Raw genomic sequence first — 12,985 nt, forward strand, 5'->3', positions numbered from 1 at the left:
AAGATGTCCACTCAGGATCAGGTCGCCGCGGTCTGGCGTGACGTGCTGGAGCTGGAGACGGTCCCCGTAGACGAGGACTTCTTCGAACTGGGCGGCCACTCCATGCTCGCCGTGCAGGCGCTGTACCGGCTCTCCGAACTCACCGGCGTCGAGCTGGAGCTGGCGGACTTCTTCGAGCTCGGCACGATCGAGGAGATCGCCGCCGAGCTGGACCGCCTCATCGCCGAACGGCCCACCGCCGAACCGGTCTTCGAGGGAGAGCTGTGACCGCACGGGACCTGCTGCGCCGCCTGGACGACCTCGGCGTGACGCTCACCCTCGCCGACGACCGGCTGCGCTTCCGCGGCCGGGGCGAGACGCCACCGCCGGAGCTGCTGGCCGAGATGAAGCGGCACCGGGACGAACTGGTCGACCTGGTCGGCCGCCGTGAGCGGCTGACCTGGCCCCCGGTGTCCGCGGGGGACACCGGGCCGCTGACCGCCGCCCAGCGCTCGCTCTGGGCCACCACCTACTTCGCCGAGGACGGCACGTACAACCTGTGCGCGGCCCTGCGGCTGCGCGGCCCCCTCGACCGCGACGCGTTCACCGCCGCGCTCCGCGACCTCCACGACCGGCACCCGTCGCTGCGCACCTTCTTCCCGGTGACGGGCGGCGAACCCCGGCAGCGGGTCCTGCCCTCCGTGGAACCCCCGCTCCTCGTGACCGACGCGCCCGACCTGGACGCGTGCGCCGCCGAGTGCGCGCGCCTGGCCGACGAACCACTGGCCCTGGACACGGCACCGCCGGTGGTGATGCGGCTGTTCAGGATCGGTGCCGGTGCCGGTGCCGGTGCCGGGGACGGGACTGGGGTCGGTGCCGAGGCCGGTGCCGGTGCGGAGGCCGCTACCGAGACCGGGGCCGGTACCGACCCCGCCGACGATGCCCACGACGACCACGTCTTCTTCTTCGTCCTCCACCACGTCATCGCCGACGGCTCCTCCTTCGACCCGCTCCTCGACGACCTGGCGCGCTGCTACGCGAGCCGGGTCGCGGGGGAGGAGCCGGCGCCCGCCGCCGCCTCCGTCGCCATGGTCGACTACGCCCGCTGGGAGGCCGACCGGCTCGCCTACGCGGACCTCTCCGCCGCCCGCCGCTACTGGCGCGAGCGGCTCGACGACGCCTCGCTGGGGGCGCTGCCGCTGCCGCCGCCGCGCGACGGGGCCGTGCCGGAGCGCGGCCGGGCGCTCCAGGCCGTCGTCCCGGCCGAGACCACCGCCGCGCTGCGGCTGCTCGCCGAGCGGAGCCGGGCGAGCCTGTTCACCGTGGTCTCCACCGGCGTGGCCGTCGCGCTGTCCCGGTTCACCGGCCGCGAGGACCTCGTGGTCGGCATGCCGACCTCCCGCCGTGACCGGACCGGTCTTGAGCGGGTCGTGGGCCTGCTGCTCGACATGGTGCCGGTGCGCCTGGACGCCACCGCCACCGCGCCGTTCACCGAGCTGGTCCGCCGCACCAGGACCGCCGTCCTCGGGGCCGTACGCCACGCGCCGGTACCGGACGGGGTGGCGGGGTCGGGCGCCACGTTCAACGTCATCGTGACCGACCTCGGCGCCGCCCCGCCCGCGCCCGCCTTCCCCGGGCTCACGATCGAGCCCGTCGAGGTCGAGCAGGTCGGCGCCAAGTACGACCTGAACTTCCTGGTCCGCGACGACGGCGACACGCTCACCGTCGAGATCGAGGCGGACCGGCGGGCGGTCGCCGACGCGGACGCCGCCGCCATCGGTGCGACCGTCGTCGCCGTGCTCACCGCCGCCGCGGCCGACCCGTCCGCCCCGGTCGCGACGCTCGCCGCCGGTGCCTTCGGGGTGGCCGCGCCGGGGGCCGTCGCCGCACCCGACCGGGTGCCGCGCGCCGACGAGTCGCTGACTGGGCGCCTCGCCGAGCAGGCCCGCGCGCGCGGGGAGGCGATCGCCGTCACCGCGCCCGAGGGCGCCCTGTCGTACGCGGAGCTCCAGGCCCGGGTCGAGGCGACGGCGGGCGGGCTGCGGGCCCGGGGCATCGGCGCCGGGCAGGTCGTCGCGGTGTCGCTGCCGCGCGGCCTGGACCTGGTCGTCGCGATCCTCGGCGTGATGGCCTCGGGCGCCGCCTCGCTCGTGCTCCACGAGTCATGGCCCACCGCGCGGGTGACCGACGTCCTCGACGACTCGGGCGCCCGCCTCACGGTCACCGAGGACGCCACGGTCCCGGGCGTCCGCGCCACTCTCGCCGAACTTGCCTTGGGGCAGGCGCCGTTGGCGCCGGTGCCGGCGCACGCCGCCGCGTACGTGATCTACACCTCCGGGTCCACCGGCCGCCCCAAGGGCGTACGGGTCACCCACCACAACGTGCTCAGCCTCCTCGACGCCACCGCCGGCGGCTACGGCCTCGGCCCGGACGACGTGTGGACCCTCTTCCACGCCTGCTCGTTCGACGTCTCCATGTACGAGATGTTCGGCTGCCTGCTGCACGGCGGGAAGCTGGTCGTCGTCCCGCGCCTGACGACCTGGGAGCCGGAGGAGTTCGCCGAACTCTGCGCCCGCGAGCGGGTCACGGTGCTCAGCCAGACGCCGTCCGCGCTCACCGTGATGCTCCCCGCGCTCGCCGCCCGCCCCGACTCCACCGCCCACATCCGGTATGTGCTGTTCGCGGGCGAGGCCCTCGACCGGCGGCTCGTCGAGCGCTGGTACGAGGAGATCGGCGACCGGACCCAGCTCGTCAACATGTACGGGATCACCGAGACGACCGTGCACGCCTCCTGGCGCCTGCTGCGCCCCGAGGACGTACGGACCGCCGAGTCGGACATCGGCACCCCGCTGCCCGGCACCGCCCTGCACGTCCTGCACGACGACGGCGTGCCGGTCGCCGACCGCTGCGTCGGCGAGATCTACGTCGGCGGCCCGCAGGTCAGCGACGGCTACCTCGGCCGTCCCCGGGAGACCGCCCTGCGGTTCCTGCCGGACCCCTTCACCGACGTGCCCGGCGCCCGCATGTACCGCTCCGGCGACCTCGCCCGGCGCAACGGCACCACCCTCGCCTACCTCGGCCGCCGCGACCGGCAGGTGCAGGTCAACGGCTTCCGGGTGGAGCTCGCCGAGATCGAGGCCGCGCTCTCGGCCCGGCCCGGCGTCGACGCCGCCGGCGCGGCCGTCACCACCGACGACAGCGGCGCCCACCTGGTGGCCGTCGTCGTCCCCGCCGCCGGAGCCGCGCCCGAACCGGCCGAACTCCTCGCCGCCGTGCGCACCACCCTGCCCCGCTACATGGTGCCCCGCACCGTCGTCGTCGTGGACGCGCTGCCGCTCACCACCAACGGCAAGCTGGACCGTACGGCCGTGGTCGCCGCCGCGTCCGCCGCCCCGGCCGGCGCGCCCACGGCCCCCGGGACCGGCGCCCTGCCCGTCGGCGTGCGGGAGACCGTGCTGCTCGACCTGTTCCGCGAGGTCCTGGGCGACCCCACCGTCGGCACCGGCACCGACTTCTTCGACGCGGGCGGCGACTCCATGCGCGCCATCCGCCTGGTCGGCCTCGCGAAGGACCGGGGCCTCGGCCTCACCGTGCAGGACGTGTACGCCGCGCCGACCGTCGCCACCCTCGCGCCGCTGGCCGCCGAGGGCGCCGAGACGCCCGCCGCACGCGAGCCGTTCGCACTGCTCCCGGCCCCCTCCGCAGGGCAGGCCGCGGCCCCCGTGGTCTTCCCGCCGGACGTCGTCGACGCCTTCCCGATGACCGCCCTGCAGTCCGGGATGATCTACCACCAGGAGATGGCGCCCGGCGCCCGCGTCTACCACATCATGCTCAGCTACCGGGTGCGCGGAGCGATGGACCCGGCCGCGTTCCGGGCCGCCGCGCAGGCCGTCACCGACGCGCATCCGATCCTGCGCACCAGCTTCGACCTCGCCAACGCGCTGGGCCCCGTGCAGCGCGTGCACAGCGGGGTCACCGTGCCGGTCGAGTTCGAGGACCTGACCCGGCTCGGCGCCGACGCGCAGCGGGAGCGGATCCGGCAGGTCGTGGCGCGCGAGACCGCCACCGACTTCGACCTGTCCGCGCCGCCGCTGCTCCGGCTCGTCGTGCTCACCACCTCGGCCGACGACTACCAGCTGATCTTCACCCACCACCACGCCATCCTCGACGGCTGGTCGGTCAACATCTTCTTCGAGGACCTCCAGGCCCAGTACCAGGCGCTGCTCGCCACCGGCACGGCCCCGCCGCTGCCCCGCCCGCGCACGTCGTTCGGCGACTACGTGGCCCTGGAGCAGCGGGCCGTGGCCGACGCGGGGCACCGGGAGTTCTGGGCGGGCCGCACGGCCGGCAAGGCCCGGCTGGTCGCCCCGGACCGCGCGGGCGCGCCCGTGATGCGCCAGCACCACGCGCACTTCACCGGGCAGCTCGACGCGCTGCGCGCCACCGCGGCGCGGCTCGGCGTGCCGCTGAAGGCGCTGCTCGCCGCCTCGCACCTGCGGGTCGTGTCCTGGCTGACCGGCGCCGACTCCGTGGGCACCAGCATGGTCGTCGCCTGCCGCCCCGAGACGCAGGACTCCGACCGGGTCCTCGGCCTCTTCCTCAACCAGCTCCCGCTGCGGGTCGCGCTCGAAGGGCAGACCTGGGCGGAACTGGCGGCACGCGCGCACGAGGAGGAGCAGGAGGTCATCCGGCACCGCTGGTACCCGAACGCCGCCATCCAGAGCGCGTACGGGCCGGAGCCGATGTTCGACTCCAGCTTCAACTTCACCGACTACCACAACACCCGGCGGATGGTCCGGGACGGCGCTCTCCAGCTGCTCGACGCGGACGAGCTGGAATCCACCCACTACGCGTACAGCTCGGCCTTCACCGTCGACGTCCGCACCCAGGAGCTGCGGCTCCTCATGGAGTACGACGCGGCGGCACTGCCCGAGAGCACGCTGGTCCTCGCGGCCGAGGCGCACCGCCGGGCGCTCGCCGCGATCGTCGCCGACCCCGACCGCCCGTTCCGCGACACGGAGCTGCCCGGGATCGCGGACCTGGCCCGGCTGATGGCGTCGGGAACGACGGCCACCGCGCCCGTGGCCCCCGCCGCGGTGGCGCCGCTGGTCCCGGCCCCGCGCCCCGAGCCCGTACCCCTGCCCACGTCCGCCACCGCGTCCGGCTCGGCCCTGGAGGCGGACGTGCGGGCCGTGTGGACCGAGGTCCTGGGCGTCCGGGACCTCGACGCCACGACCTCGTTCTTCGACGCGGGCGGCGACTCGCTCACGGCGATGCAGGTGGTCAGCCGGCTCCGCGCCCGCCACGGTGCCCTGTCCATGCGGACGTTCATGGCGGCGCCGACCGTCGCGGGCCTCGCCGCGGCCCTCGGCGGCGGCACCGCTCCGAAGGCCGCCCCGGCTCTCGCGACGACGGCGGCGGACACCCCGGCCCGCCACCCGCTCTCCCTCGCGCAACGCCAGATGTGGGAGATCGCCGGCCAGCTGCCCGGAGTCGGACTGTTCGGGATGGCGGGTGCGCTGAGTGCCGACGGGCCGCTCGAACTGCCGGTCCTGGAGCGCACCTTCGCCGAGCTCGCCGCCCGGCACGAGGCGCTGCGCACCCGGATCGAGGACACCGCCGACGGCCCCGTGCAGGTGGTCGAGGAGCGGGTCACGGTCGTCGTCGACGTGAACGACCTGAGTGCGGAGGCGCATCCGGCGCGGGCCTGCGAGAAGCTGATGGCCGCCGCCGCGCGGGAGCCGCTGCCGCTGGACCGGGCGCCGCTCATGCGGGTCGTCGTGCACCGGCTGGCCGCCGACCGGCACGTGATCTTCCTGAACATCCACCACATCGTCTGCGACGGCTGGTCGCTCACCCTGCTGCTGTCCGACGCGGCCCGGATCTACCGCGAGCTGGCCACCGAGGGCACGCTCGCGCCCCGGCCCGTGCCGCGCGGCAGCGGCTGGCTGGCCCGGGACCGGGCCGACTGGCTGGGCACGGAGGAGGCGGCGCGGCAGCGGGCGTTCTGGCTGGAGCGGCTGGCCCCGCCGTGGGGTGCGCTCGCGGACGGCCCCGGCAGCCGCTTCGCCGAGCTGGGGACCGCCTCGTTCGTGCAGCGGCTGCGGTCGGCGTCGACCCGGGCGACGCTCTCGGCCGAGGACATGACCGCCGTACGGGCCGCCGCGCGCAAGCACGGCATGACCGACTTCATGCTCGTGCTCGGCGCGTACGCGGCGACGCTGCGGGCGTGGAGCGGGCAGCGGGACATCCGGATCGCCACCATGCTCGCCAACCGGGTCGAGCCCGGCCTGGACGAGGTGGTGGGGCTGGTCGCCAACACGGTCGTGCTGCGCATGCTGCTCGACGACCCCGATCCGGTGGCGGTCGGCCGGCAGGCGCGTGAGGTGTGCGTGGCCGCGTTGGACCACCAGGAGCTGCCGTTCGAGGAGGTGCTGTCCTCGGTCCGCGAGCAGCACCCGGAGTCGGGCCCGGTCTTCGAGGCGATGCTCGTCGCGCAGGAGGAGACCCCGGCCGCCGCGCCCGGTGACGGCCTGGTCTTCGCCCCGTACCGGTCCGAGCGCGATGTGCTGGGCGCCCGGGTGGTGGCCACCGCGTCGGACTTCGTGGTGGGGATCGCCCCGATCGGCGGCGAGCTGCTGTTCGAGCTGCGCTACAAGCCGGCGACCACGCCGGACGCGCTGGCCGTCGAGCTGCTGACCGCGATCACGACCGCCGTACGGGACTCGGCGGCGGCCCTCCTGGAGACCCCGTGACGGCTTGCCCCGCCCACCGTCCGCGCCTGCGCCGCCTGTGGCTGCTGCCCACGGCGCGGGTGGCGGGCGCCGGGGGCGCGGCGGGCCTGGCGCTCGCGGCGGGGCTGCTCGCCCTGCTCGCCACGGCGTGGGTCGCGGCGGGTGTGCTGGTGGCGGCCGTGGCCGCCGTCGCCGGGTACGCGTACCGCAACCGTGCCCGGCTCGCGGTCGAGCGGCGGCTGCTGCGGGCGCTGCGGGATGCGGCGCCGTGCTGCCCCGGGGACGTCGAACTGCCGGGCCTGGCTGGCCCGGTGAAGGCCGAGAGCACGGGTGACGGGGTCACCCGGATCACGGCGGAGAGCGAGCACGACGCGGTCCGCGCCCTCGGGTACGCGATGGGCCGGGACCGGGGTTTCCAGCTGGACCTGATCCGGCGCAGCGGTGCCGGGCGGCTCGCGGAGGTGTGGGGGCGGGCCGCCGTGCCCGCCGACACCGAGTACCGCAGGCTGGGTCTCGCCGCCGCCGCGCGGGTCGCGACCGAGCGGCTGGAGCGGCCCGAGCGGGAGCTGCTCGAAGCGTTCGCCGAGGGGGTCAACGCGGCCTACGCGGCGGCGACCCCGTTCGAGTGCCGTTTCCTGTCCTACCGGCCGGGGCCGTGGCGGGTGGAGGACAGCGTGCTCACCTCGCTCGTGCTGTTCCACTCGCTGTCCTACAACGAGCAGGCCAAGCGGGCCGAGGCGGTCGTGCGCCGGGCGCTGCCCGGGCCCGTCGCCGACTTCCTGCTGGCCGACGCCGAGGACCCGGCCCCGCCCGAGGGGCTGGCCGGGCACCGCGCCGACGCGGGCACGCCCGACCTGGTGGCCCTGGACCGGGCGGTGGCGGGCTCCAACTGCTGGATCGCCCCGGGCGACGGGCAGCCGCTGCTCGCCTGCGACCTGCATCTGGCGCTCGGCCTGCCCAACGTGCTCTACGAGGTCGACCTGGCCTGGCCGGGCACCCGGCTGCGCGGGCTCGCCAGCCCCGGTCTGCCGGTCGTCCTCGCGGGCACCAACGGGCGGATCGCGTGGGGCGTCACCAACCTCACCGCCGACGTGCTCGACCTCGTCCCGGCCGGGCAGGACCTGCGCACCCGCACGGAACGCATCCGCGTCCGGGGCGGGAAGCCGGTCGACGTGGACGTCACCACCGACGGCACCATGCCCGTGTCGGAGACCCCGCTGTGCGGCGAGAAGGTCGCCGTCCGGTGGACGGGCCACGACCCGCGCGCCGCCGACCTCCGGTTCGGGCGGCTCGCCCACGCCGGGGACCTGGACGAGGCTGTCGCGGTCCTCGACGGCGCGCACGGCGTCGCCCTCAACGTCCTCGTCACCGACCGGCGGCGCGGCGCGCACCTGGCGACCGGCCTGCTGCCGCGCCGCCCGGCCGGCACCCCGCGCACCGACCCGGCCGACGGGCACCTCACCGGCCCCGAGCGCCCGCGGATCACGGACCCGGCCGACGGGATCCTGGTGTCCGCGAACGACGCCGGGCTGCCCGAGGACGTCTTCCGGTTCGGCCTCGACCTGGACCCCGGCCACCGGGCCCGCCGCATCCGTACGGTCCTGGGCGCGGCCCCCCGGCACGACGCGGCCGGGATGCGGGCGCTCCAGCACGACATCGCCGCCGAGCTGTACGCGGCCTACCGGGACCTCGCGGTCGCGGCGCTGCCGCCCGGGGACCCGCTGCGGGCTCTGCTCGCCGGGTGGGACGGCACCGCGGCGACCGGCTCCCGTGCCTTCGGGGTGCTGGTGCGGCTGCGGGAGGACCTCGCGGGGCGTGTCCTCGCGCCGTACCTCGCCGTCTGCCGGGAGCACGATCCCGCGTTCCGTTTCCCGTTCCGCACGCTCGACCGGCCGCTGCTCGCGCTCCTGCGGGCCCGCGACCCCGCCCTGCTGCCCGCCGGGACGCGCGACGTCGACGGCTTCGTCGCCGACCGCGTACGGGAGGCGGCGGGGGAGCGTCCGAAGCCGTGGGGCCGGCTCAACCGGGTGGGTCTGGGGCACCCGTTCGCCTCGCTGGTGCCGTGGGCGAACCCCGTGCTCGGCATCCGCCCGCGCCCGCAGGCGGGGATGCTGCACACCGTGCGTACGGCCGTGCCCGGCTTCGGGGCGGCCGGGCGGGTGGTGGTGACGCCGGACGAGCTGGTCTCCGTGGAGCTGCCCGCCGGCCAGTCCGGGCATCCGCTCAGCCCGCACTACGCGGACCGGCACGGGCGCTGGGCGGAGCTGCCCCCGTCCCGGTCGCGGGAGGGGCGCCCCGGCTGCGGGTACGCGCTCCGCCCGCCCGGGACGTGAGCGCGTGCCCGCGGCCGCCGGGGACGGCCGTACCGGACCTACGCCGGGGGCTCGGGCAGGTCGCCGAAGTCCCGGCGGATCTCGGCGAGCAGGGAGTCCGGAGCGGACAGGAACTCGAAGTGTCCGCCGGGGAGTTCGACGAACCGGTGGTCCGCCGTGGTGTCCGGCCAGCCGCCCATGAGCTTCGAGGGGATCTCGGGGTCCTCGGTCCAGCCGATCGAGGTGATCCCGGCCGGCAGCGTGAACAGGCCGGGCGCGTAGAGCTTGTTGGCGTCGATGTCGGCGACGAGCACTTCGAGGCCGGTCTCCAGGAGCGGCCCGCTGGGCTCGCCGCCGAGGTTCACGATGATGTGCTCGAGTTCGGTGCGCAGTCCGTCCCGGTCCAGCTCCAGCAGACGCCCGTACGGGCCGTCCTGGGGGGCCACCTGGGAGGAGACGAAGATCCGGGTGGGCAGCGGGAGGCCGGCGGCGGCGAGCTGCCGGGTCACCTCGACCCCGGGGAGCGCCCCGCCGCAGTGCCCGAAGAACGCGAACGGGCGGTCCAGGTAGGGCGTCAGGTACTCGATGAGCCCCTCCGCCATGTTCTCGTACGTGCCGTAGTGCGGCTCGGCGATCCGGTTCTGCCGCGCGGGCGGCTGGATCAGGCAGACGTCGATCGCGCCGATCCGGCGCGGCCAGGCCTGGTACATCGAGGCTCCGCAGCCCGAGTACGGGAACAGGAAGAGGCGGGCCGCGGCCTCCGGGTCCGGGCGGCGCAAGAGCCAGCGCGGCGGCTTCTTGGGGCGGGGCGCTCGATCAGTCATGCGGACGACCGTAAGCGAAGTCGGCTGACCGCTTCAAGGACTCAACTGCCTTGCCCTGTACGGAGAATGACCGAGAAAGGACGAATGTCATGCAGGATCTGACCACCCCGCTGCGCTACCTCGACGGGGCGACCGTCGCCGAGCTGTGCGAGCGGATCGACCCGCTCGACGTCGTCACCGAGGCCTTCCTCGGTGTGCGGGCGGGACGCTCCGGGGTGGCCCCCGAGGCGGCGCTGCGCTGGACCGCCCCGGACGGGACCGCGGCCCGCAGCCTCATCCTGCCCGCCCGCCACGACGGCAACTACGGCAGCAAGATCATCAACGCCTGCATCGGGAACCTGGACCGCGGCCTGCCCCGCGCGGCCGGCCTGATCGTGCTGTACGACCCGGAGACCGCCGCCCCCGTCTGCCTCATGGAGGGCGCCCGGATCAGCGCCCTGCGCACCGCCGCGGTCTCCCTGGCGGCGCTGCGGGCCGTCCGCCCGCTGTCCACCGTGGACCGGGTGGCGCTGCTCGGCTGCGGGCGCCAGGGCCGCACCCACCTCGACCTGCTGGCCGCCCGCGGCGCGGTGAAGTCGGTGGTCGCCTACGACCTGTCGCCCGGCCGCGCCGAGGCCTTCGCCGAGGAGCTGCGGGCGGAGCTGCCCCAGATCGAGGTCGAGACCGTCACCGACCCGGAGGCGGCCGTCCGCTCCGCGCCCGTCACCATCGCCGCCACGACGACCACCACCTCGTACGTCCCCCTCGCCTGGCTGCCGGAGGGCTCCGTCTTCGTCAACGTGTCCCTGGACGACGCCGCCGAGGACGTCCTGCTCGGCGCGGAGCACCTGTTCGTCGACGACTGGCACCTGGTGAGCGAGGACGACACCCGGCTCCTCGGGCGCCTCGCGCAGGCCGGCCGCGCCACGGCGCCCGGCACCACGGCCCCGGGCGCCCGGCAGGTCGACGCGGAACTCGCCACCCTGCTGTCCGGCGGCTACACCCGCCCGATCGGCGCCGCCGACCGCACGGTGATCAATCCGTTCGGCATGGGCGTCCACGACGTGGCCCTCGCCGCGCGGGTCCACGCGGCGGCCCGCGAGGCGGGCACGGGAGTGCTCCTGCCCCGCTGAGCGGGGCCGCCGCGGCCGGTCCGGGACGCTCACCGGAAGATCGGTGAATGTCCCGGAAAACCAAGACAGTTGGGACTCCGACCGGCCCCGGCGGCGGCCACGTGATGATTGACGGGGTCGTGCCCTTCGCGCCATGATCCGTTGGTCGGCAGGTGAGTGCGCACCATTCCCACCTGCCGCGGCCGGGGGGTCCGCCGCACGACTTCGAGGTGAGACACCGCGTCCCGAACAGGCCGGTGACCGACCGACGCAAGGTGAGGTGGGGACGATGGACAACGACACACCGACCGGACCGCGCGCCGTGCGCGAGGTCGCCGACGCGTACGTCGACGGGCTCGCCCGCCTGGACCCGGACACCGCCGCCTTCCTCGGCGTCCCGGCGGCCCACGGCGAGATGCCCGACCTGTCGCCGGACGGCCGCGCCGCCCTGGACGGGCTGGCCCGCACGACCCTCCACGAGCTCGACCGGGCCGAGCGCTCCGCCGGCGCCCTCAGCGACGTGGAACGCCGCTGCGGACGCCTGCTCCGCGAGCGCCTCGAAGCCGACCTGGCCCTCGGTGCCGACGACGAGTACCTGCGCGAGGTCGTCAACGTCTACGGCCTCCAGCAGCGCGTCCAGGGCATCTTCCAGATGATGCCGACCGGCGACGCCGACGACTGGGCCCACGTCGCCGCGCGCATGGACCGCGTGCCCGACACGCTCACCGGCTTCCGCGACTCCCTCACCAGGAACCTGGAGAAGGACGGCTTCGTCGCCGCCCCGACCCAGGTCCACGTGATCGCCGACCAGCTCGACACCTGGGTCCGCGACGCCGACGGGCGCGGCTGGTACGCCGGCTTCTGCGCCGGCGCCGACACCCCCGCCCCGCTGCGCACCGCCCTGGACGGCGCGGCGACCCGGGCCGTCGCCGCCACCGCCGAGCTGCGCGACTGGCTCCGGGACAGCTACCTCCCGCGGGCCGAGGGGCAGCCGGACGGCGTGGGCGCCGACCGCTACCGCGTCTGGGCCCGCTTCTGGACCGGCGCCGAACCCGACCTGCGCGAGACCTACGCGTGGGGCTGGGCCGAGTACCGCAGGATCCGCGACGAGATGCGCGCCGAGGCCGAGCGGGTACGCCCCGGGGCCGGGGTGCGCGAGGCGATGCGCCACCTCGACGCGCACGGCGAGGCCGAGGAGGGCGTCGAGGCGATCCGGCTGCGGCTCCAGGGCTGGATGGACCAGGCCCTCGCCGACCTCGACGGCACCCACTTCGACCTGGCCCCGCCGGTACGGGTGGTGGAGGCCGCCATCGCCCCGGCCGGCAGCGGCTCCGCCGCCTACTACACCGCGCCCAGCGTCGACTTCTCCCGCCCCGGCCGGACCTGGCTGCCGACCCAGGGGCGCACCCGCTTCCCGCTGTGGAGCCTGCGCAGCGTCTGGTACCACGAGGGCGTGCCCGGCCACCATCTCCAGCTCGCCCAGTGGCGGCACCTCGCCGACAGCCTCTCGACGTACCAGACCACCGTCGGCGGCATCGACGCCTGCACCGAGGGCTGGGCCATGTACGCGGAGCGCCTGATGGACGAGCTCGGCCACCTGCCCACCGCGGGCGACCGCCTCGGCTTCCTCGACTGGCAGATGCTGCGCGCCCTGCGCGTCGTCCTCGACATCGGCGCGCACCTCGCGCTGCCGATCCCCGAGGACGCCCCGGTCGGCGCCGGCCTGACCTGGACCCCCGCGCTGGCCAAGGAGTTCCTTGCCCTGCACAGCGGGCAGACGCCCGGATTCGTGGACAGCGAGATCGGGCGCTACCTCGGCCTGCCCGGGCAGGCCGTCTCGTACAAGCTGGGCGAGCGCGCCTGGCTGGACGGCCGGGCCGCGGCCGAGGCCGCTCACGCGGCGCGCGGGGAGCGGCTCGACCTGAAGGCCTGGCACATGTCCGCGCTGTCGCTGGGCCCGCTGGGGCTCCGGGACCTCCAGGAGGAACTGGCCGGTCTTTGAGGGTGCAGTCGGTATCAGCCGGGGTCGGTCGGGGTCAGTCGGG

At 75.6% G+C, this 12,985-nt stretch carries 6 protein-coding genes; 5 read left to right on the forward strand and 1 reads right to left on the reverse strand.

Annotation, left to right across the window (positions count from 1 at the left end):
* The first annotated feature begins 3 nt into the window (after positions 1-3).
* Genes ACZ3ZE_RS34985 through ACZ3ZE_RS34995 form a run of 3 tightly spaced genes read left to right on the forward strand, consistent with a single transcriptional unit; the run spans position 4 to position 9,046 of the window.
* Positions 4-267 carry a phosphopantetheine-binding protein gene (locus ACZ3ZE_RS34985; protein ID WP_361165009.1) on the forward strand — a complete coding sequence of 88 codons (264 nt, stop codon included), beginning with the start codon at positions 4-6 and terminating at the stop codon, positions 265-267.
* Positions 264-6,734, forward strand: a complete 6,471-nt coding sequence (locus ACZ3ZE_RS34990; protein WP_467261871.1) for an amino acid adenylation domain-containing protein — start codon at positions 264-266, stop codon at positions 6,732-6,734. The genes ACZ3ZE_RS34985 and ACZ3ZE_RS34990 overlap by 4 nt, the downstream gene beginning before the upstream one ends.
* Entirely contained in the window at positions 6,731-9,046 is a 2,316-nt protein-coding gene (locus ACZ3ZE_RS34995; RefSeq protein ID WP_467261873.1) for a penicillin acylase family protein, read from the forward strand. Before ACZ3ZE_RS34990 ends, ACZ3ZE_RS34995 begins: the two co-directional genes overlap by 4 nt.
* 38 nt (positions 9,047-9,084) lie before the next feature.
* Here the strand turns inward: ACZ3ZE_RS34995 and ACZ3ZE_RS35000 are convergent, their stop codons facing one another.
* Positions 9,085-9,849 (reverse strand): thioesterase II family protein, encoded by a 765-nt coding sequence (locus ACZ3ZE_RS35000; protein WP_361165018.1) that lies wholly within the window; start codon positions 9,847-9,849, stop codon positions 9,085-9,087.
* A gap of 89 nt (positions 9,850-9,938) precedes the next feature.
* Between ACZ3ZE_RS35000 and ACZ3ZE_RS35005 the strand changes: the two genes are divergently transcribed.
* Both ACZ3ZE_RS35005 and ACZ3ZE_RS35010 read left to right on the forward strand, forming a co-directional pair.
* The gene (locus ACZ3ZE_RS35005; protein ID WP_361621026.1) at positions 9,939-10,961 is read left to right on the forward strand and encodes an NAD(P)-binding domain-containing protein; all 1,023 of its coding nucleotides are present in this window, start codon (positions 9,939-9,941) and stop codon (positions 10,959-10,961) included.
* 268 nt (positions 10,962-11,229) lie between these two features.
* Positions 11,230-12,942 carry a DUF885 domain-containing protein gene (locus ACZ3ZE_RS35010; RefSeq protein WP_361621028.1) on the forward strand — a complete coding sequence of 571 codons (1,713 nt, stop codon included), beginning with the start codon at positions 11,230-11,232 and terminating at the stop codon, positions 12,940-12,942.
* Positions 12,943-12,985 lie beyond the last annotated feature (43 nt).

The organism is Streptomyces sp. NPDC023157, assembly GCF_055560575.1.

Coding starts and splice junctions, on each gene's coding strand:
- ACZ3ZE_RS34985 (WP_361165009.1), top strand. CDS start 4: ATGTCCACTCAGGATCAGGTCGCCGCGGTCTGGCGTGACGTGCTGGAG.
- ACZ3ZE_RS35000 (WP_361165018.1), bottom strand. CDS start 9,849: ATGACTGATCGAGCGCCCCGCCCCAAGAAGCCGCCGCGCTGGCTCTTG.
- ACZ3ZE_RS35005 (WP_361621026.1), top strand. CDS start 9,939: ATGCAGGATCTGACCACCCCGCTGCGCTACCTCGACGGGGCGACCGTC.
- ACZ3ZE_RS35010 (WP_361621028.1), top strand. CDS start 11,230: ATGGACAACGACACACCGACCGGACCGCGCGCCGTGCGCGAGGTCGCC.